Annotated in this window: 14 protein-coding genes and 4 pseudogenes; 6 read left to right on the forward strand and 12 right to left on the reverse strand. The window is 66.3% G+C overall.

Translation table 11 applies throughout. From position 1 onward, the window contains the following. Positions 1-18: 18 nt before the first annotated feature. The 4 genes and pseudogenes from L6Q96_07390 to L6Q96_07405 form a co-directional block, all read right to left on the reverse strand. The gene (locus tag L6Q96_07390; protein MCK6554395.1) at positions 19-1,269 is read right to left on the reverse strand and encodes an IPTL-CTERM sorting domain-containing protein; all 1,251 of its coding nucleotides are present in this window, start codon (positions 1,267-1,269) and stop codon (positions 19-21) included. A 227-nt stretch (positions 1,270-1,496) separates the two neighbouring features. Continuing rightward, positions 1,497-1,940 (reverse strand): annotated as a pseudogene (locus tag L6Q96_07395) (hypothetical protein). Positions 1,941-2,764: 824 nt separating this feature from the next. Beyond that, positions 2,765-3,013: pseudogene (locus L6Q96_07400) on the reverse strand (hypothetical protein). A gap of 1,084 nt (positions 3,014-4,097) precedes the next feature. Next, entirely contained in the window at positions 4,098-4,724 is a 627-nt protein-coding gene (locus L6Q96_07405) for a DUF1566 domain-containing protein (protein MCK6554396.1), read from the reverse strand. Between the two features lie 1,523 nt (positions 4,725-6,247). Between L6Q96_07405 and L6Q96_07410 the strand changes: the two are divergent. From L6Q96_07410 to L6Q96_07420, 3 genes and pseudogenes are all read left to right on the forward strand, one after another. Beyond that, a pseudogene (locus L6Q96_07410) lies at positions 6,248-6,874 on the forward strand (hypothetical protein). A 580-nt stretch (positions 6,875-7,454) separates the two neighbouring features. Beyond that, positions 7,455-7,588: pseudogene (locus tag L6Q96_07415) on the forward strand (adhesin). A gap of 408 nt (positions 7,589-7,996) precedes the next feature. Then, positions 7,997-8,770, forward strand: coding sequence for a dockerin type I domain-containing protein (locus L6Q96_07420; protein MCK6554397.1), 774 nt, complete (start codon positions 7,997-7,999; stop codon positions 8,768-8,770). A 63-nt stretch (positions 8,771-8,833) separates the two neighbouring features. Here the strand turns inward: L6Q96_07420 and L6Q96_07425 are convergent, their stop codons facing one another. After that, positions 8,834-9,211 (reverse strand): hypothetical protein, encoded by a 378-nt coding sequence (locus L6Q96_07425; protein ID MCK6554398.1) that lies wholly within the window; start codon positions 9,209-9,211, stop codon positions 8,834-8,836. 99 nt (positions 9,212-9,310) lie between these two features. Here L6Q96_07425 and meaB point away from each other — a divergent pair, with 99 nt between their 5' ends. Together meaB and L6Q96_07435 are read left to right on the forward strand one after the other, a co-directional pair. Further along, a complete protein-coding gene (meaB, locus tag L6Q96_07430) occupies positions 9,311-10,294 on the forward strand; it encodes a methylmalonyl Co-A mutase-associated GTPase MeaB (GenBank protein ID MCK6554399.1) in 984 nt (327 codons plus the stop codon). After that, complete coding sequence (locus L6Q96_07435) at positions 10,291-11,013, forward strand: serine/threonine protein phosphatase (GenBank protein ID MCK6554400.1); 723 nt, start codon at positions 10,291-10,293, stop codon at positions 11,011-11,013. The genes meaB and L6Q96_07435 overlap by 4 nt, the downstream gene beginning before the upstream one ends. A gap of 65 nt (positions 11,014-11,078) precedes the next feature. Here L6Q96_07435 and L6Q96_07440 read toward each other — a convergent pair whose 3' ends face one another. The 4 genes from L6Q96_07440 to L6Q96_07455 all read right to left on the reverse strand — a co-directional run bounded on the left by L6Q96_07440 (position 11,079) and on the right by L6Q96_07455 (position 16,658). Beyond that, a complete protein-coding gene (locus tag L6Q96_07440; GenBank protein ID MCK6554401.1) occupies positions 11,079-12,581 on the reverse strand; it encodes a carboxypeptidase M32 in 1,503 nt (500 codons plus the stop codon). Positions 12,582-12,644: 63 nt separating this feature from the next. Next, the gene (locus L6Q96_07445; GenBank protein MCK6554402.1) at positions 12,645-13,160 is read right to left on the reverse strand and encodes an NUDIX hydrolase; all 516 of its coding nucleotides are present in this window, start codon (positions 13,158-13,160) and stop codon (positions 12,645-12,647) included. 45 nt (positions 13,161-13,205) lie between these two features. Beyond that, positions 13,206-14,477, reverse strand: coding sequence for a glucose-1-phosphate adenylyltransferase (locus L6Q96_07450; GenBank protein MCK6554403.1), 1,272 nt, complete (start codon positions 14,475-14,477; stop codon positions 13,206-13,208). 60 nt (positions 14,478-14,537) lie between these two features. Then, positions 14,538-16,658 (reverse strand): ATP-binding domain-containing protein, encoded by a 2,121-nt coding sequence (locus L6Q96_07455; protein ID MCK6554404.1) that lies wholly within the window; start codon positions 16,656-16,658, stop codon positions 14,538-14,540. Between the two features lie 125 nt (positions 16,659-16,783). Between L6Q96_07455 and L6Q96_07460 the strand changes: the two genes are divergently transcribed. Continuing rightward, the gene (locus L6Q96_07460; GenBank protein MCK6554405.1) at positions 16,784-17,950 is read left to right on the forward strand and encodes a right-handed parallel beta-helix repeat-containing protein; all 1,167 of its coding nucleotides are present in this window, start codon (positions 16,784-16,786) and stop codon (positions 17,948-17,950) included. A gap of 15 nt (positions 17,951-17,965) precedes the next feature. On the opposite strand, the gene aroC is transcribed toward L6Q96_07460, so the two are convergent. The 3 genes from aroC to L6Q96_07475 form a co-directional block, all read right to left on the reverse strand. Then, positions 17,966-19,051 (reverse strand): chorismate synthase, encoded by a 1,086-nt coding sequence (gene aroC, locus L6Q96_07465; protein ID MCK6554406.1) that lies wholly within the window; start codon positions 19,049-19,051, stop codon positions 17,966-17,968. A gap of 52 nt (positions 19,052-19,103) precedes the next feature. After that, positions 19,104-19,820 (reverse strand): hypothetical protein, encoded by a 717-nt coding sequence (locus tag L6Q96_07470; protein ID MCK6554407.1) that lies wholly within the window; start codon positions 19,818-19,820, stop codon positions 19,104-19,106. A 210-nt stretch (positions 19,821-20,030) separates the two neighbouring features. Further along, positions 20,031-21,503 (reverse strand): leucyl aminopeptidase, encoded by a 1,473-nt coding sequence (locus L6Q96_07475; GenBank protein ID MCK6554408.1) that lies wholly within the window; start codon positions 21,501-21,503, stop codon positions 20,031-20,033. Positions 21,504-21,508: the final 5 nt, after the last annotated feature.

A 21,508-nucleotide genomic window follows, 5' to 3' on the forward strand; every position in this document is an offset into this window, starting at 1 on the left:
CGAAATACGGAGGCGTTCTTACCGGCGCATCCTCCTGAAGGCCATGGCGCCGAGCAGACCGGCGAGCACACCGACCATAGACAGCGACAGCGTCGGGACCGGCGTCACGGCACCTACGGTGATCGGCAGGCCAGCGAGCTGATTGCAGGTGTCGAACGGGAAGATACGTTGCCCCGTCTGCAGCGGCGGCGCGACGTTCACCAGGAAGTTGCCGAGTGCGTCGACGCTCCCGGTACCGATGGGTGTATCCGAGGTGGAGCACACGGCATCGTTACCGCAATCGTAGATCGTGATGCAGTTGTTGCCTGGGGTAGCATTCGGAATCGCGCGCCCGGTAACTGCCGTCGAGCCGGCAGTCGCGCCGCCGGTAATGGATGGCGGGACCGCGGTCGGCGTCGGGGTCTGGGTACGCGTCGGCGTAAGCGTCGGGCTACTGCTGGGCGTCCGCGTCGCGGTCTGGGTCGGGGTGTTGGACGGCGGTGGGGTATCCGTCGGGGTCGCCGTGATCGTCGGGGTATTCGTCGGTGGAGCGGTCGGGGTAATCGTCGGACTGTTGGTTGGCGGCACGGTCGGTGTCTGTGTCGGCGTGTCGGTCGGCGGCGACGTCGGCGTCCGCGTCGGTGTGTCGGTGGGCGTATTGCTTGGTGCAGGAGTTGGCGTGTCAGTCGGAGTCTCGGTCGGCAGCGGAGTATCGGTCGGCGTAAGCGTCGGCAGAGCCGTCGGTGTCTCCGTGGGTGTATCGGTGGGTACGGCGGTGGGTGTATCGGTGGGAGCCTCCGTTGGCGTTGGCGTGGGACAATCGCTGACGCTGATCGAGCCGTTGTTGGTGCCGGTGCAGGCGACCTCGTCGATCTCGCATCCCGAAAGGCTGAGCGTCGACGATACGCTGTTGCTCACGCCCTGGAACGTGATGTTGGCAAGCGTCCCGCCACCGCTGCGCGCCACGGTGCACGCAATGGCTATGGACACCTTTCCGATGGTGTTGTTGATGTTGGGTGTAAACGTGCAGTCGGACACGAAGGCGCCGACGGTTGCGCTGGATGCGGTAACGACGTTCTTGTCGAAATTCACATCGAACTGAAGAGCCAGCGCGCCGGTGGCGTCGTCTACCGTAACGGCTATCCCGGTCGTCCCGCAGCCGGTAATGCTCCCGCTGCCGACGCTAACGGTATTAGCCGCCTGGGCAGCGCCGGCGACCAGAGTGGTAACCACGGCCGTCACAACGACCGCCAGCCAACACCTGCCGTGGATTCGGGCTGATTTCACCATCGTTCCTCCCGGATAATGTCTGCGCACGGTCGTTCTGCCACGCTAGCGCCCAAAGTCAAGGCAAAGCTCGCAGGGATACGCCGACCGGTTCGCGCCCGCTATACCTAGCACTCGCCGGGCCATCGCCCTCGTCCCTCTATTTCGTGAAACCCTAACGTCACCCGTCATCGGGTAAACGCAAAGAGGGAGCCATGGCTCCCTCTTTGCGTCGTTTCGGTGTCTCGCGGTTACGCCCTCGGCGCCGATACGCCTCGCCGCAGCATCCAGAGGATGGCGAGAACGAGGCCGGAGACCATCACCAGGCCTGCGGGTGAAGTAGGCGACGGCACCACCGGGATCGGCGGCGACGTCGGCGAGGGCGTGACGGTTGGCGTGTTCGTCGGCGTAATTGTCGGCGTATTCGTCGGGGTATTCGTCGGCGTCTGCGTAGCGGTTACCGTCGGCGTATTCGTCGGCGTTTGCGTCGGCGTTATCGTCGGCGTGTTGGTCGGTGTGTTCGTCGGTGTCTGGGTCGGCGTGTTGGTCGGGGTGTTCGTCGGCGTCGCGGTCGGGGTGTTGGTCGGGGTGCTGGTAGCGGTCGCCGTTGGCGTATTCGTCGGTGTATCCGTCGGCGTACTGGTCGGGGTTTCAGTTGGGGTCAGCGTCGGGGTGTTGGTCGGTGTCGGGGTCGGCTCCTGCACGGTCATGATGTCCGAGCCCTGCGCACCCCCCTGGACATCTGTGTCGATATGGAGCATGTCCACGCGGGCCAGCGTCCGCGTCTGTCCGGCTGGCAGCGCGCTCACTTTCGGCATCTTGAGGACATCGACCGTGAAGTCGATAATGCAGGATGCATTGGCGCTACCCGGGGGACCCAAGTCTATAGGCGCTGGTGGCGTTAAGACGACCTCACCGGTAACAGCGTCTGAAACAGAGATAGCAAAGTTTACCCCGGCGCAGCCCACGCTACCGACGCCCACGGCGTTCACTGAAAACACGTTGAGATCAATATCCGGGGCGGGGCAAACGCCACCCGGTGTCGTAGTCGCACACGACGGGGTGTACTTAATGTTACTCAGTCGGACGTTACCGGTCGACTGCAGGCCATCGGAAAGGTTTGTGATCGTCACGCGGCGCGGCACATTGACATTGCCGACAACGACCGCGGTTTGTCCGCTCGGCACGTCAGCGCCCCCGACCCCCGTCGGTTCGGCCAGCGCTACGGGAACAACGCCACAAATAACGACCGCAGCCGCCAACCCAACTCGAAGCCTCACCCAAGCCACCCGCTCGCGCCGGGCCTCAGGGTGACGAGTCGCCGATGCAGACGTCCCTTTCGCTCGATTCATTCGCTCTCCTCCTCGCATCCCCATTAGAGACCGTCCCCCCTTAGCCGCTTCGTACTGCCGCTTGCTCCGAGTCATCCCCATCTGCGTCAAGGAGACGAGAACGAGGGGGAGCCGCCTGGCTCCCCCTCAATCAACCGATTCTCCCAATAAACCCTTGAGAGTCGCCCTCAGGCGCCCCTGGCTCCCTGTGCAGCTCGTCGCAACATCCAGAAGATGGCCACGGCCAGTCCGGTCACCATCAGAAGGCCGGCAGGCGACGTCGGTGACGGGACGACCGGCACCGGTGGCGACGTGGGTGTCGGGCTCACCGTAGCCGTACGCGTCGGCGTCGACGTGGGCGTCGGCGTGGTCGTCGGAGTATCAGTCGCCGTCGGTGTGCTGGTATGCGTTGGCGTTACGGTCGGGGTCGGGGTCGGCGGCTCCAACACCGTCAGCAGGTCTGAACCCTGTGCCCCACCCTGCACCTGGGTGTTGATGTGCAGCATGTCCACGCGAGAAAGCACACGCGTCTGCCCGGCCGGCAACGAGCTGGCCTTTGGCAGCTTGTTTACGCCGAAGGTGAAATCGATGACGCAGCGGTCATTCGCGCCCCCCGGCTGACTCAGTATGATCGGAGCCGGCGGTGTGAACACCAGCTCACCGGTGGTGGCGTCAGACTGGCTCACAGTAAAGGTCACGCCCGCGCACGCACCGGTGGTTCCCGAGGCGGTCGCGCTAACTGTAAACACGCCTTTATCGACATCCGCAAACGGGCAGATGCCAGTCGGCGTCGTCGTAGCACAGGAAGGCGTGTACTTGATGTTGCTCAATTGCACGTCGCCCGTCGCCTGAATGCCGTCCGAGAGGTTGATGATCGTCATACGACCGGGAACACCAGACTGCCCCACCTGCACGACGTTGCCTCCGGGAAAGCTCGGAATGTCCGCCCCCCCGACTCCCGTCGGGGCAGCATTCGCCGAGGACGCTAGTAGCGCACCGGCCAAAATCGCCAAACAGCCACTCACAACGCGCGTCACGTGTCCTGCGGCCCCGCGGAAACCACCATGTCGACTCATACGATTCTCCTCCTCATCGCGCTGATTCGGTTGCCACCCCGCCAACACACAACTGTCGTTCCACGCACCTTTGCCCCCATGGCAGCCACGGCTCGGGATTGACGAACCTCCTCATCCGAGGCACATACGGCCCGATAAACCTTGGCGGTGTGTACTCCGCTTCTTCGGGGTTGTCAAGCCAAAGTCACGGGCGAACGGCCAACAAGTACGGGCCAAAACGCCCGGAGCCCGGCCCGGGCAGGCCCGTATCCAGACGGCAGTCGCCAGGGCAGGCCCAGCCGGCCGCCGGAACACTGTCGCGATGGGCGCGAAGGCGCAGGACACGACGCCAGCGCACTACCTTGCGCCGCCCCGCGCGATTCCCGCCGAGTCGCCACCTCCGCAGCAGCCACACGCGACGGGGTGCCCGGACCACGACACGCGATCGAAGCGAAGGCGGCACGGATCACCAGCCACCGCGCACGGCCCGAACGTGGAAGCCGCCAGCCTTCGGACCGAAACCCACATCGCCGTCGTAAAAGGATACGTACCTTGCCGCGCTCGCATCGCCACCGCTGCCGGTCGCCGACCAGTACAAGGCGGAAGGTCCAGATTGCGTGCAACTACAGGTCGTCACCGTACAACCCGGAGCGCAATCGGTGTCGAAGACCGCCGGAACGCACGGACTCGTGGCGCACGGGTACGGTTCCGGTAACAGGATTGTTTGCAACTCCGAAAGAGTAGGCAGTCGCCAGTCGTTCGCGCCCGCAAACCCGGCGCTGTTCAGTCCAAAGGTCAGGAACGTCGCAAATGCCGTTCCGTCGCCGTTGTACGGTGCGCCCGTGCTCCATGAGTGCCCGGCATCCTTGTCTTGGATCCCGCCGTCATCGCTCTTCTTCTCCCACGCCAAGCCGGTCAGGTTGTCCGTGATCGTGCCATTGCCATTATCGACGTACCGCGGCTGGTCACACGTCGTGCCGGTAAACCTGGATTGAAGTGCGGACCAGGCCCTTTCGTAATTCTCCCGGCATCTCAGCAACTTCTTTCTAGCCTTCGTGTAGTCTAGCCGGCCAGCGTACATTTTCGTGTACACGTAAACCACCCAACCCTCAACGCAGCACCCGTCTCTTGACAGGACCAAGGCCTCGGAGTCGCAGACGGAGCCTTGATACGCCTCCCTGGGAACGCAGGCGTCCCGCCCGCTGCCTCGTGCTTGAATCCACTAGCCAGTGGGCGGGACGGGAATACCCGGGCCGCCCAGGGTTAACGCCGGCGCGGAACGCTCGGAAAACCGACACTTGTCACTAATCCGCCACTACCGTGCGGCCTAATTGAATCTGCGGTTGGAATAACCCCGAAAAACACGCTAGCCTGAGCGAGGTTCCCGGCACTGGCACGATTACTGAACCAAATCCGCCGCAGGAACCCTCGGGTGGTGGGTGGTGGTGTGACGGCGAAGAGGAGGCGGACAGAGGCAGTCGCGTGCGACAATCCCCCACAGCGCAATTGAACGGTAATCGTCAGCGGTTTCGAACGCTTGCCGCCGCCCTGTCAGGGGCCCTCGCGTTCGGTGTCCCGGCATTGGCCGCCTTCCCGGGCGTCGGCCTCATCGGTTTGTTCGCCGGCGGACGAAACGGCGACGGTGGACCGGCCACGCAGGCAGTCATCGATCCATATGGCGTAGAAGTGTGCGCCAGTGGCGGCGGCTCGACTAACCTCCTCATTGCAGACTTCAAGGGACGCCGCATCCGACTCGTCGATGGCGTCACGGGCGCCATTAGCACGATCGCCGGCAACGGCGTCGCCAGCTTCGGCGGGGACGGCGGATCGTCAATAGATGCTACCCTGGCGGATCCCGTCGACGTCACATGCGATACCGACGGGACGATTTACGAAGCCGAGATCAGCAGCCGCCGCGTCCGCCGCATCCGTAACGGCATCATTGCAACCGTCGTTGGAAACGGCACCTACGGCTTTTCAGGCGATGGCGGACCCGCCACCCAGGCCGCCATTACCAATCCATACGGTCTGGCCTTGGATCGTAACGGCAACCTGTACATCGCCGACTTTAGCAATCGACGGATTCGGCGAGTCGATGCGGCAGGTATCATTACAACCGTCGCCGGCAACGGTAGCAACGGCTACTCGGGCGACGGCGGACCCGCCACCCAGGCTGCCATGTCGAGTCCGTCCGACGTCGCGGTGGGACTTCGGGGCGAACTGTACATCGCCGATTTCTACAACGCGGTGGTGCGCAAGGTGGAGTCCGGCGTCATCACCACTGTCGCGGGTGATGGATTCATGGGATTCGGCGGCGACGGGGGTGCGGCCACGCGCGCACGCCTGAACCAGCCTTTTCGCGTTGCGGTCGATGCCGCGGGCGACCTCCTTATCCTCGACGCCGGCAACTACCGAGTGCGCAAGGTGGACACCGACACTGGGATCATCACCACCGTCGCCGGCAACGGCACGAACGCGACTGCTGGCGATGGCGGGCCCGCGCTGTCGGCCAGTCTCTTCTCCCCGGGAAGCCTCGCCGCAGATAAAGCCGGGCGGTTCTATGTAGGCAGCAGGACGACCACCAGCGCGGCTTGGTCGTATGACAACCGCGTACGCATGGTCGACACGGCGGCCCGCATTACCTCCGTGGTCGGACTGACCCATAACGGTGACGGCAAGCCTGCCGTCGACGCCATCATCGATCCCGCCGGACTCGCGATCAAAGGCACCGGAGATGTGTACATCGCCGACGACCGCAACAACCAGGTACGCCGGATCGACGGCGCTACTGGGTACATCAGCACCGTGGCCGGTAGCGGTGCCGGTACGTTCTCCGGTGACGGCGGCCCCGCCGTGAGCGCGTCACTCTGGAAACCCACGGACGTTGCCGTCGACACCAACGGCGTTGTCTGGATCGGAGACAGCAACAACTCCCGGATCCGTCGCATCGGCACCGACGGCGTTATTTCAACCTTCGCCGGGAACGGCAACTACGCGTACGGCGGCGATGGTGGCGACGCGCTGCAAGCCAGCTTCAAGTACCTCCGCGGTATTGCCGTCGACAGCGCAGGTTCGGTGTACGTGGCCGACACCGGAAACAACCGAATCCGAAAGATCGCGCCGAGCCGCATTATTACAACCGTCGCCGGAAACGGTACCTACGGGCTCGGCGGTGACGGCGGGCTGGCGACCTCCGCACTACTCGCGTCCCCAACAGACGTCACAGTCGGGGGTGACGGGACCCTGTACATAGCCGACCGCGGCAACTCCCGCATTCGGGCCGTAAAAACCAACGGCACCATCGTGACCGTGGCTGGCCTCTACGAGGGTTTCGCCGGCGACGGCGGTCCTGCAACCAGTGCCTGGCTGCGATGGCCCTCGTCTGTCAGTCTCGACCTGGCCGGAAACATCTACATCGGTGACGAGGGCAACCTCCGCGTCCGCAAGGTCGACGCGGTCACGAACATCATCACAACGATTGCCGGGAACGGCACCGGTGGGTTCCTCGGCGACGGCGGACCGGCCACCGAGGCCACTCTGTACGCCCCCGCCGGGGTTGTCGTGGACAGCGGTGGCCACCTGTATATCTCGCAAAAGGAATCCGCGAGCATCCGCGTAGTCAGCCTCGGCGGGGGCGCCGCACCGACGCCAACAGTCGGAGCATCTAACACCCCGACCCGCACATATACGCCGACGCCCACCGCCACGCCGATCCCGGCTACCCCCACCCGCACTCCGACCAGAACGTTCACGCATACCCCAACCGTTGCCTTCACACCCACTGTCATCCCGACCCCGACCAGAACCCATACCGGCACTTCGACCTTCACCCCGACCCGGACCCCCACCTTCACCGCCTCATGGACCCCCACACCAACCCGCACCGCCACCTACACCCCTACCTCGACCTATACCCGAACCTCGACCCCGACCCGCACCACAACCCTCACTCCCTCATGGACCCCCACGCCAACCCGCACCAATACCTTCACCCCCACCCGCACCCCGACACCCAGCGCGTCGCTGACCGGTACGCCGACTCATACCGCCACCTTCACCCCATCGTCGACATCGACGCCGACCCGAACCCCGACCGTCACTCCAACCGCCAACCCAACGAATACCCCCGTCGCCACCGCGACAACCACGTCGTCGCCCACGTCACGGCCGACAGACACCGCCACGCCGGAACCGACACCTACGCTCGGCGCTCTCTTCAGTCTTGCGGGTCAGGTGCACTACCATCACAGCGGGCAACCGGTAACGGGAACCACCGTCCTGCTGGTCGGGCCGACCCCCGCGTGGACGAACACCGACACCGGCGGCGGCTATGTGTTCGATGGCATCTCGTCGGCCGACTGGCGTATGGAACCGAGCAAGATCGGCGACGTGGGCGGGGCCGTCAGTGCCCTCGACGCGGCCCTGGTCCTGCAGAACGTGGTCGGCTCGAACTCCCTGTCGACCGCACAGGCGCTGGCGGCCGACGTTTCCGGCAACGGTACGGTCTCGGCCTACGACGCCAGCCTGATTCTCGTGCACGTCGTCGGCACGCTGCTCGAGTTCCCCGTCGCCGACCGCTGCGGGTCGGAGTGGGTTTTCATTCCGCAACCGGAAGGCGCCCCCAATCAGAATTGCACGGCGCCGGCACCGGCAGGCTGCACCGTAGGGTGCATCGAATTCACCCCGCTCACCGCCTCCGCCGACGGCCAGAATTTCGAGGCTCTCACTTACGGCGACGTCACCGGCAACTGGCAACCGACGGGCGGCGGCGCGGCAGTCATGGCGGCGGCACGAGTGAGATCCACCGGCGCCGTCGAACTCGGCCGCCCACAGCGCCGGGGCCGACAAGTACGCGTCCCCGTGAACGTTAACGGCACCGATTCTTTCCGCGCCCTCGACCTCACCGTCGAGTACGACCCGGCCACCCTCCGCTTCCGCGACGCACACCGTCCGCGCGGCGGCACGCCCACCGCGCTCGCCACCAACAGCGGCGTCCCGGGTCGCCTGCGCATCGCCTTCGCCAGCGGCACACCCCGCCCGGCCGGAGATGCCCTCGTGCTCCACTTCGAGGCCGTCGGCGCAACTCGCGGCGCACCCGCCAGCGTGCGAATAGTCGAGCCTCAGACCCGCGTGGAGTGATCGTACCTCTCACAGCCGAATCCAAGCCGGAGGCCGCTCGGAGGCCGGGGGCCCGGTCGCTCGTCATTCGTTGCGCAGAATCTCGATAATGCCTGACTGCCGGCCGCGGCGGACCGCGCGGATCGCGCCGGCACCCGCTCCGAGGGCCCCCAGCAGGAACAGCAGGCGGCCGCCCGTGTACACGACCCGGTAGAAATCCAGCTTTACCCCGGCGAGCTCCGCCCTGTCGCTGCCGCCATGAAAGCTGCGCAGCAGGCTGGCGTTCGTCCGCTCCGTCAGATTCGGAAAATCGTCGAACGTCGCGCGGTGCACGACGCGCCGGCTGGCCGCCAGCAGCCGCTCGTGCTCTGCGATCTTCTCCCAGCCGGCGTACCAGTTGCCGGCGCCGAGAACCATCAGGACAAGCCCGATCGGCACCAGAGGCTGGCGCAAGACGTCCACGTACACGCCGCTAGCACGCGGGCAGCCACGCGGCAATTGCCGCTCGGTTGCGCCGTCGGAAGGCGTCGGTTATAGCCTCCGCGTCACCCGGCAGTCGTCATGCTCGCCGAAAAACTCGTCCAGCGCATGTTGAATGGCGATCGGTACGCGCTCGCCAAGTTGATGACCCTGGTAGAGAACCGCCACGCCGACAGCGTCAACATCCTGCGCATGGTGCAACACCGCGTCGGGCGCGCCTACACCATCGGCATCACCGGGCCGCCCGGCGCCGGGAAGTCCACCCTGGTCGACCGCACGATCGGAATTCTCCGCCAGCGCGGACTGAGCGTCGGCATCGTCGCCGTCGATCCGTCGAGCCCGTTCTCGGGCGGCGCCGTGCTCGGCGACCGCATCCGCATGCAGAGCCATTTCGTCGACGCCGCGGTGTTTATCCGTAGCTTGAGTACGCGCGGCGCACACGGTGGCCTCGCCCGTGCAACGCGCAACGTCGCACAGTTGCTCGATGCCTTCGGGAAGGACTGCATCCTCATCGAAACCGTCGGGGTGGGACAGACGGAACTGGACGTCATGCGCGTGGCCGATACGACGGTGGTGGTCCTCGTGCCGGAAGCAGGCGACACTATCCAAACCATGAAAGCCGGACTCCTCGAAGTCGCCGACGTGTTCGTCGTCAACAAGGCCGACCGGGAGGGATCGCTGCGCATCAAGACGGAGCTGGAAACGATGCTGCAGTTGCGCGGAGCGAGCGCGTGGACCGTACCGGTGCTGCTGACCGAAGCCACCAGCGGGCGCGGCGTGCCCGAGCTGGTCGACACCGTGTTCCGGCACCGCGACTTCCGCCACCGCAGCCAGGCCACCGGACCGAGCGCCGCCGCCCGGCAAGAGGAGTTCCTGGCGGTCGTGCGCGACGAGATCGGCCGGCGCGTGGAAACCGGCCTCGACGACGGCACCTTTCATCCGCTGCTGCAGCGGGTGAGACGCGGCGAAGTGGACCCCTACTCGGCAGCCCTCGAGTTGATCGGAGACGAGGCCAGCCTGCGGAAACTGCTGCGCGGCGGAGGAGGAGGCAAGACCGACGGATGAGCGGCGGCCGCACATTCGTAGTCGGCGACATCCACGGCTGCCTCGACGAGGTCAACCGCATGCTAGATGGACTCGACCTCGGCTCCAGCGACTCCCTCGTCTTCCTCGGCGATTACGTCGACCGCGGACCCGATTCGCGGGGCGTGATCGACCGCTTACTGCGACTGCGCACCGAGGGAATCCGCTGCGTTTTCCTCAAGGGCAACCACGAGGACATGTTCCTCGGATATCTTGGCGGTCGCGGCCATCATGGGGACGTGTTCATCCAGAACGGCGGCGATGCGACGTTGCGCAGTTACGGCGTCAGTCGTCCGTCGCCCGCTCGCGCCCGGACCGCCGTACCGCCGGATCACCTCGATTTCCTGCAGTCCCTCGCCTTGCAGTACCGGCACGGACGCTTCCTCTGCACGCATGCGGGAGTCGACCCGCGGCGCCCGCTGGAGAGCCAGAGCGAGGAAGAGCTGCTGTGGGTCCGCGAGGCCTTCCTTTTCCACCCGCATCCGTTTCCCTACACGATCGTTTTCGGACACACCCCGCAACGCGAGGTGCTCGTCGATCTGCCCTATAAGATCGGCCTCGACACGGGCCTCGTGTACTGGAACAAGCTGAGCTGTCTGGAACTCAACGAGTGCCGGCTCTACCAGATTCGACGCGGCGAACGCGAGGTGGAGAGCCGGGACTGTTCGGCATGGTCGGCTGCCCTGGCGGGCACTCCGTAACCGCAGCGGTTCGCGCGTTCCCCCGGGGCCTCGGCACCCGCCCGCAAGAGGCGGCAACGTCTCTCTCATGCCGCCTCCAGAAACGCCACCTTACCCGCAAGGTGCTCCAGTAACGGGCGGCAGGTCGAGGGCTGCCCGGTCGCCACCTCGATCAGGGCGGGAGCGCGATGGGTTTGCCCGCATCGGTGCACGTGGGTGCGCAGCCACCCGAGAAGCGTGGCGAAGTCGCCGGCGGCAATGAGCGCGTCGAGCGGTCCCAGCGCCGCCGCCGCCGCGTTCCACAATTGCGCCGCATAGACGTTCCCCAGCGTGTAGGTCGGGAAGTATCCGATCGCCCCGCAGGCCCAGTGGACGTCCTGCAGCACCCCCTCGCGATCCGTGGCCGGAGCGACTCCGAGATAACGCGACATGCGCTCCCGCCATGCCGCCGAAAGGTCGGCAACCGCGAGGTCGCCGGCCAGCAGGGCGCGTTCGAGCTCGAAGCGCAAGACGATGTGCAGGTTGTAGGTGATTTCGTCCGACTCGGTTCGGATCAACGACGGCCGCGCTTCGTTGGCCGCCAGCACCGCCGCATCGAGCGGCGTGTCGTCGAGTTCCGGGAACGCCTCGCGCAGGATGGGCAGGCAGCAATGCCAGAACCCCACCGAGCGCCCAACCTGGTTCTCCCACAAACGCGACTGCGATTCGTGGATACCGAGGGAGCAGGCGGTGCCTCGCGGCGTGCCCCACGCGGCCTGATCGAGTCCCTGCTCGTAAAGCCCGTGGCCGGCCTCGTGCAACGTCGAGAAGAGCGCATAGCGCAAGTCGCTCGGGTCGTAACGAGTCGTCAAACGGACATCTCCCCCGATGCCGATCGAGAACGGATGGGCAGCCTCGTCGAGGCGTCCGCGCGTGAAGTCGAAACCGATCGCGGCGGCGATGCGACGATTGCAGGCACGCTGTCGGTCGACGGCGAAGTGTCCCCGCAACGCGCCGGCGGCTACCGGCCGCGGCGCCCGTCGGGATTGCAGGCGCGCGACCAGAGGCACCAACCCGTCGCGCAGCTCCGCGAACAGGCGATCCAGCACCGGGGTCGACATGCCCGGTTCGTACTCCTCGATGAGGACGTCGTAAGGGTCGCGGTGAGGGTCGATCGCGGCGGCGACGCGCCGCTCCACCGCGAAGATGCGTTCGAGGTAAGGGGCGAGGCGGGCGAAGTCGTCGTCGCTGCGGGCGCCCACCCAGACGTTGCGTGCGGCGGCGCGCAGGGTCGAGCGTTCGCGCACCAGCGCCGCGTCCACAGCCCGGTTGCGGTCGCTTCGCCACTTGGTCTCGCGCACGTCGACGGCGGCGGCCGCGTCGAACTCGGGCAGGCGCGCCGCCAGTTCGTCGACCAGGTCGAGGAAGGCACGGTCCGTTTGCTGCTCGTGGAGGAGCGCGGCAACCGTACCGATCTGCCGCGCCCTTTCTTCGGCAACGCCGGCGGGCATGAAGGTCTCCTGATCCCACTCGAGCAGTTGCAGGGCGGCGGCGAGATCCGCGTGGCGCCGGAGCGCGGCAACGAACCGGTCGTAGCGGTCGGTTTGCATGCGAGCACTGAACACCGAACGCGGCCCACGGACAAGGGTCGGGAGTGGTCAGTGGTCCAGTGGTCAGAGTTGGTGGCCGAGGTAGGCGGCAGCGTGATGAAGGCCGGCAATGGTCTTGGCGTCGACGATGTCGCCGCTGCGAATCATCTTCAGCGCCACGGCAAAAGGCACCGCGCTCACCGAAAGCACCTCGTCCGCCTCGAGTTCTTGTTCGGCGGGGCTCAAGTCCCGGGCCAGAAAAAGGTGGATACGCTCGTCGCAGAATCCCGGTGCCGTGACGATGCTGCCCAGGAGCACCAGATCCGCCGCGACGAGCCCGGCCTCTTCGCGCAGCTCCCGTGCGGCACAGTCGAGCGGCGGTTCGCCGTCGTCGAGCTTGCCGGCCGGAATTTCCCAGATGAAGCCGCCGGCGGCGTGACGGAACTGATGCAGGAGGGTAACGTGCCCGGCCGCGTCGAGGGCCACGACCGCCGCGGCGCCCGGATGACGCACGATCTCGAGGGTGATTCTCGCGTCGTTCGGCAGCGTGACGTCTTCGAGCCGAAGATCAACGACTCTGCCTCTGTAGATCTGTCGCATTTGAGCGGACGGTTCGGGCTGGTACCAAGACCCCTGTCATGCCCGTCAGATGACCGTCCCGGAGGGGATGACGGCGTTTTTCGGCACGAACACGATGCCATCGCGAATGAAGTACCCGGGGCCGTCGAGGTGGTCGATCCGCTGGCGGTTGCAGATCACGACGTGCTCGCCGATGCGGGCGTTCTTGTCGATGATTGCCCTTTCGATGCGGCTGCCCGCGCCGACGCCGAGCGGGATCGTCTCGCCGCGACCGGCGACGTCGCCGTCCTCGAAGAAGTCGGCACCCATCATGATGACGTGGGACATCTGCACGCCGGGATACACGTTGCTGCGGATACCGATCATGCAGTGGTCGAGTTCGGCATCTTCGATTCGGCAGCCGTCGCTGATCAGACTCTCGGTCATGCGAACGTGTTTCACGCGCGTCGGCGGCAAGAACCGTGGCCGGGTGTAGATCGGTGCCTTCTCGTTGTTGAGGTCGATCGGCGGATGCGAGGACGCCATCGCGAGGTTGGCGTGAAAGAACGAGCGGATGTTGCCGATGTCCTCCCAGTAATCCGAAAAGAAGTAGGCGTGGACCCGATGGGAGTGTATGGCGCGAGGAATGACTTCCTTGCCGAAGTCGAGCTGGTTCGGCTCTTCGAGCGTCTTGACGAGCACCTCGGGTCGGAACACGTAAATGCCCATCGACGCGAGGAACCGGCGCTCGCCGGGAATGCCGCGGGCGGCGAGGGTCTGATCGCTCAGCGCGAGACGCGCCAGCATCGAACGGTCGCGGGGCTTCTCGACGAAATCCGATACGGTGCCGAAACCGTCGATCAGGAAGATGCCGAACTCGCTGGCATCGTGTTCCCCGACCGGAGTGGCGGCGATCGTGATGTCGGCACGGCTCGCACTGTGCGCCTCGATAATCTTGCGGAAATCCATCACGTAGAGCTGGTCGCCGGAAAGCACGAGGACACCGTCGACAGCCTTGCGCAGGAACCGGTGCAGGTGCTTGCGGACCGCGTCCGCCGTGCCCTGGTACCAGTCCATGCTGGTTTCCGTCTGCTCGGCGGCGAGGATCTCCACGAAGCCGGTCGAGAACGGGTCGAAGCGGTAGGTGCGCGAGACGTGCCGATTCAGAGACGCCGACTGGAACTGCGACAGAACAAAGATGTTACGCAGGCCGGAGTTGATGCAGTTGCTGATCGGAATGTCGACCAGTCGGTACTTGCCCGCGACCGGAACGGCCGGCTTGCTCCGCTCTTGCGTCAACGGGTAGAGCCGAGTCCCCCTGCCACCTCCAAGGATGACGGCAACGACGTTTTCCACCATATCGAGGATAGCTGACCGGTCGGAGCCGGTCCACCGGTCGCGCACGCCGGCGCTGCGCGTTCAGCCGCTGCCCCGCAGGTCGAGTTGCTCGCGCACCATGACCGCCGGCGTGCCGACGCTGGTCAGCCAGAGCTGATGCACCGCACGGGTCGCGGCAACGTGCAGCAGGCGCCGTGCCGGCGGCGAACCGGGGAAGCTCGTCGTGCTCGCCTCGACGACGATCACGTAGTCGAACTCGAGCCCCTTTACCTGCTCGATCTCGGTGACCTCGACACCCGGCGCAAAGGTGAAGTCCTGGTAGACTACCTGTCGAAGCCGCGGAACTTCACCGGTCGCCAGTCCCCGATAGTAGAGATTGCTCAGCTCGCGCGAGGCCGTGAGAACCGCGACGGAGGCCAGCGGTTCCTTGGCCAGTAGTTCCTTGAGAGCGTCGGCGACGAAAGCCACGCACGCACCGTGATCGGTGAATCGGAAGAGCTCCACCGGCGGGCCGTCGCGCGTGGTTCGCGGCGGCGTCGGGTCTTCACGTAGCGGCCCGAGAACGCCGGCCGCAAAATGGGCTATCTGCCGCGAGCAACGATAGCTGATGTCGAGGGTGCTGACTTCGGTGCCGTCGAGGCCGAGGTGACGGAAGAAGTCGCTCCACGACGTGAAGCCACTGGCCGCCACCACGTGCTGCTGCGTATCGCCGGCGAGCGTGATGCTGCGCCGCTCGTCGAGGCAATCGAGCAGCACCTGCACCTCGACCGGGGAGAAATCCTGAACCTCGTCGATCGCCACATGGCGGTACCGCAGGGGCCGGTTGGGACGAATCGGCAGCGGGCCGACCCGCAGTTGCCACGCCCGCAGGAGCAACGGGTCGTCTTCGGGATCGAGCTCCGGGCTGACGCTGTTGTCGCCGTCCAACCATGCCGTCAGCTCGGCGTGGCGATCGCGATTCCAACTCACCGCGCGGCGAAGTTCGTCCGCGGTGAACGCTCCGGGGGCAACCTCCGCGAAGACCGATTCGAGAAAGTCGAGCTGGCAAAGTGAGCTCGCCCAGTCGTCGACCGCCTGCGGCGCGCCGCGTTCCCCGGCCACTCTATCGACCTGGCGCCGCAGGGCCACCAGCAGCGCGGGATGCAGCTTGAGGCGCTGCACGATCGCCGGGGCGTCCTCGCGGGTCGAACGCGGCAGCTTCGGAAACAGGCGCCGGGCGTGCTCGGCAGCCCAGTCACGATAGGTCCGCACCTGTACGGTCTCGATGCCGAGGGCAGGCAATACGTGTCCGACGTAGTCGCGCAGCGCGGCGGAGAAGACGACGACCAGAGTCTGCGCGGAATCGATGCCGGGGTCCCCATAGGCGAGGTACGCGATGCGGTGCAGAGCGACGGTAGTTTTGCCCGATCCGGCCGTACCGCGGATGACCACGAAACCCGCCGACGGGCGCGTGATCAGCTCGAACTGGGTCGGATCGATGAGGCCGGCAATGTCGGGGAGGTGTTTGTCGGCACGGCGCCGGGTGCCCTCGATGTCGGTGCCGAGGCGGCGATGGTCGCCGGCACCCAGGCCATAAGCACGCAGAGCCGCGCCTTCCCCGCCGGCAAGCTGCGGCGCCTGCGCATCGACTCGATGCCAGCCCCCGGGAGCCTGCGCATCGGCGCAGAAGGTCCCCTCGGGAGCGTCGACCCGGCGGAGCTTCCGGTCCCGTATCGTCACCGTGCGCCGCGCGACCACCTCGCCGGCCATCGAGCGGCCGCCGATCTCCTCCTCGTACTCTTCCCCTTGCCGATAGCGGTAGAAGACTTTCGAGATGGGCGCGTTGCGCCAGTCGACGATGCGGACACCGCGCTGCACCCGCGTCGCCTTGCCGAGCAGTACGTCGCGCTCGGTCGCCCCCTCGCGCAAACGCAGGTGGGCAAAGTAAGGCGACTGCGGGTCGACCTGCGCGACGTTGCGTGTGTTGCGGAGGTGCTCGAGCAGGGAAAGCTGACGGTGGTATTGTTCCAGCAACGCCGGCTGGTCCTCCGCCTTTTCCCCCTCGCGCAGCATTTCCTGCAAACGCGCCAGTTCGGCACGGATCGTCGCTTCGGACGGCCCCGACGGGGCCGGCGCTTCATTGAGTACCTGTACGACCGCGTCGAGTACGGTCAATTCATCCTGCACGATCGGGTGCAGTTCGGAAGGCTTCTCGGCAAGCACAGCGGCATCCTAGCCACTTCCGCGCAGCCGGTACACACCGGGTTCAACGAGACGCCGTCCTCCACGCCGATCCGGATCCGCTTTTTCCGCTGGAGAAATGGAGATCGCATTGATAACGGATAAGGATGGTGAAATCCCAGAGGCATTGGCCGATTGCGGTTCTTGCCGGCGTAATGGCAAGCGCGCTTTTCGCGTGCGGCGGCAGCAGCGGATCTCCGGCGGAACCGCCGCCGCCCAATCCGCTGTACGTGCGACAGTCGGGGGATGACGCCAACACGGGCGCCGACCCCGCCACGGCGCTGCGCACCATCAATCGCGCGGCCCAACTGGCGCGTAAAGGCTACACCATCGTGGTCGGCGCCGGCACCTATCCCGGTAACATCACCACCGACCGACCAGGCGAGGTCCCCGACGGCATTGCCTTCGTGGCCGACGTACGGGGGCAGATCACGGGAGACGCTGGCCCCGTAACCGTCGACGCGGGCGGCGCCGGCCCGGGCTTCAGCCTGTCCAATACCGGGCCGCTGCGCCAGGGGGGTAAGACCCTGCGCCCTACCATCGACGGGTTCACTGTGATCAACGCAACCGACGGCGGCGTGGTCGTCAAGGGCGGACTCGATTTCATCGTGCAGAACTGCACCGTATCCGGCACCTCCGGTTCGGGTATTCGATTGCAGGGGACGGCCAACTCCCTGGTCTTCAACAACCTTGTGTACCGCAACCGGACATCCGCCCGCATCGAAGGCGTGGGAATAGCCCTGACGCTGGGCTCTAACGGCAACCTGCTCGTGAACAACACCATTGCCCTGAATGAAAGCCATGGCATAAGGGTCGGCAATTCGGACCAGGCATCGAACGGCACTTACATCCGCAACAACATTATTCAGGCCAACGGCGGCGACGCGAGCCTCAAGATCTTTGGCCGCGACACCACTTACACCGGCGGCTTCAACCTGGTGCTTCCCGACGTCTACAATCCGACTTCTATCCGCCGCAATCAGGACATCCACGTCGACGCGCAATTCGTCAATTCCTTGCAGAACAACTTCGCCCTGCAACTCACCAGCCCCGCACTTGGCGCGGGCATCATGCCTAAGATCGATACAGGTGGCGGCGTGTTCGTCGACATCCGAACGGTCGACCGGCTCCGCGACGTCCTCGAAGGAGAAGACGTAACCCTCGGCGAGTTCCTCGCCGACCGCACCGTGACCGCAACCAACGACTGCGATACCGGCACTCCGGACCTCGGAGTGCACACACCGCCGCCGCAACGCTGCACCGCACCGCGGTAAGCGTCGCCCCGGCGTCTACCCCCCGCACTGCGCGCGCTGGCGCAGGTAATGGTCGGCGAGGACCAGGCAGGCCATCGCTTCGACGACCGGAACCGCCCGCGGCAGCACGCAAGGGTCGTGTCGGCCGCGCGCTTCGAGCGCGACCGCCTGCCCGCTTCGATCCACCGTCTGCTGCGCCTGCGAAATCGTCGCCGTCGGCTTGAACGCAACTCGAAAGACGACGTCCTCGCCGTTGCTGATACCCCCCTGCACACCTCCGGAGCGGTTGCTTGTGGTGCGAATCTTCCCGTCGGCATCGGCGGCAAACGGATCGTTGTGCTCGCGCCCGGTCATGGCCGTACCCGCAAAGCCGCTGCCGATCTCGAACCCCTTCGTCGCCGGCAACGACAGCATCGCTTTGGCAAGATCGGCCTCCAGCCGGTCGAACACGGGCTCGCCGAGCCCGGCCGGAACGCCGCGGCACACGCACTCGACAATACCGCCGAGGGAGTCGCCGGCACGACGCGCCGCTTCGATGCGCTCGATCATCGCCGACGCCGACGCCGCGTCCGGGCAGCGGACGAGGTTCGCTTCCACCGCGGCCGCCGTCACACTTGCCGGATCGATTTGCGCCTCGACCCCGTGGACCCGCGTGACATAGGCCAGTACCTCCACCTGCGCGGCCACCCGCAGCAGCTTACGCGCGACGGCGCCGGCCGCCACCCGGCCGACCGTCTCGCGCGCGGATGCCCGCCCGCCGCCCCGCCAATCGCGGATGCCGTACTTCGCCTCGTACGTGTAATCCGCGTGCGAAGGACGGTAGACGTCCTTGAAATCCGCGTACGCACTCGGACGCGCGTCGGTGTTCCGCACCAGGATCGCAATCGGCGTTCCGAGCGTCATCCCCTCGTACAGACCAGATAGGACCTCCGCCCGATCGGGCTCGCTGCGCGGCGTGGTGATCCGACTCTGCCCCGGACGGCGCCGGTCGAGGTCGTACTGGATCTCCTCGGCAGTCACCGGCAACCGCGGCGGACAGCCGTCCACGACTACCCCGACGGCACCGCCGTGGGACTCACCGAAGGTAGTCAAGCGGAACAACCGCCCGAAAGTCGATCCCATGAAGCGAGTCTATGGGAGGCTCGCGGCCACGACAAGCGCCACGCCGGGACAGTCAGACGACGTAACCGCGCGGCCCGGAAGCCACCAGCACCGGTTCGCCGTAGCACAAGGCATGCTCGGGACCGATCTCGATCTGATTGAGCGCTATCTGAAATCGCTGCAGCGGACTTTCAACCAGCACCGCCAGCCGGAAGCTGCCGTCGGCACGCACCACTGCGGGTTCGAAAGCCTGCACGGTGTGGAGCACCTCCCAGCCCTCGCGGGTAACGATCCGACTCCACTCCTCGGCGGAAGCGACAACGTACGAGTGCACCCAGCGGACACTGGCCCACAGCTCCTGCATGGCGAGCCAGTAGTCGAACGCCCCGACGGCGGTGTCGGGAAAGGAGAAGTGCCGGTACAGGAGTTCCACGTCCTGCGTCGGACCTCCGGCGCCGCCCGAGGCGAGCGCGTCGGGCGGCGGATGCCAGTCGAGCACCTGGCGAATGCGGTTGACGTCCGTCGTCGTGCGCGCAACGAACGGGCGCACCAGCAGATCGCGACCGCGCTGCCCGAAGAACCGATACCGAACGCACCGGTCGAACGGCAACTCGACGTCGGGGATCGCAGCGAGAACGGCCGCGGCGTTGGCCTCGAAGGTTTCCTCCCAGTACGCCGCCTCCGGAACTCGCGGCGGCACGCCGCAGTCGTCGAGCGCACGCTGGCGGGCCGCGGCGATCGCGGATGTAACCGCACGCACGTGCGCCGCCGGAACGAACTCGACCGTCATGCAACCAGCCTCGCCACTTGCCGCGGTAAACGCAAGCGACGGCTCGCCGATCGATCGGCCGGGACGCGTACAGGTCGGCAAACGCGGGCGATCGACAGGCCCAGGTCGATCGCCGCCCGATTCGGTCCTGCGAGGCCGTTTCAGCTCCGGCCAGCCACCCGCCGGCAGACGCAAGCCCAACCTCTCGAGCGGTCCCCCGCCGTCCGCGCGTCACAGCCGGCGCAAGTACCGTAACAGCGTACGCACGCCGAAACCGGTCGCGCCGCGCGGATGCGCGGGCAACGGCTTGTCCGTAACGACCGTGCTCGAGAAATCGATGTGCGCCCAGGCCGGCGCGGTGACGAACTCGCGCAGAAAGAGCCCGCCGATGATCGTACCCGCACCGGCACCATCGCCAATGTTCTTGAGGTCGGCTACCAGACTGTCAAGCTCGCCGCGGTAGTCGGCAATCAAGGGCAGCTCCCAGAGGTTCTCCCCGCAGGCACGGCCGGCGGCGATGAGATCGCGGGCAAGATCGGCGTCGGTGGCCATGATCGCCGCGCACCGACTCCCGAGAGCGGTGCGCACGGCGGCGGTGAGCGTGGCCAGATCGATGAGCACGTCCGGCTTGCGCGCGCTGGCATAAGACAGTGCATCGGCAAGCACGAGTCGACCTTCCGCGTCGGTGTTGAGCACCTCGATGCTCTTGCCGTTGGCAGCGCGCACAACGTCGCCCGGCTTGAGGGCGCCGCTCCCCGGCATGTTCTCGGCGGCGGCCACGTAGCCGCGCACTTCCACGGCAACTCCGAGGGTACGCACCACGCTCATGGCACCGAGGACCGCGGCGGCACCTGCCATGTCGCGCTTCTGTACCTGCATGGACTCGGCGGGTTTGAGCGACAGACCGCCGCTGTCGAAGGTGATGCCCTTGCCGGCGAGAGCCACGCACGGCCCACCCGGCCGGCGCCGGCGGGGCGTATACACGAGCTCGATGAAGCAGGGCGGCTGGTCGCTGCCCTGAGAGACGCCGAGAATGGCCCCCATGCGTGCCCGGCGGAGACCCGGTCCGGTTAACACGCGAACCCGCAGGCGCTGGTCGCGGGCGATGCGGCGGGCCTCTCTGGCGAGGTAGGTCGGCGTCGCGATCGCGGCGGGAAGATTCACCAGGTCGCGCGCATACGAAGTTGCGCGCGCGCCGGCGCGCGCTGCCGCGACCGCGGTTTCCAGTTCCGGCTCGCGCGCGGGCACTAGAACGGCAACCTGCCGGACCCCGGCCGTCGACGCGGGTGCGCTCTTCAGATGATCGAACGTGTAGGCCCCTAGGATGAATCCCTCGGCAATCGCCTCGACGACCTCGGCGCGCCGGCGCGCGGCCGGTACAGAGACGGCGATTCGCGTCGCACCAAGCTCGGGAGCCCGCGTGAGCGCCGCTTGCGCGAACTTGTACCAGACCGATGGCTCGCTAGCGCCGCCACAGCCGACAACAAGCACGTAGCGAACTTCCAGCTCGTCGGCCGCTTCACAGACGACCGCCTCGCCCTCCTTGCCGCCAAAACGCCGCGCGCGCAGCGCGGCTCCGAGACGGCCGCGCAGCCGCCGATCGATCTCGGCAAGCGACGCCGTCTCGTCGGGTCCGACGGCCAACGCTAGGAGGTCGGCCCGGACCTCCGTCGGAGACCCAACCTCCATGTCCACTCGCAACATGGCGC

This window comes from Candidatus Binatia bacterium (assembly GCA_023150935.1).
Taxonomy (GTDB): Bacteria; Desulfobacterota; Binatia; order HRBIN30; family HRBIN30; genus JAKLJW01.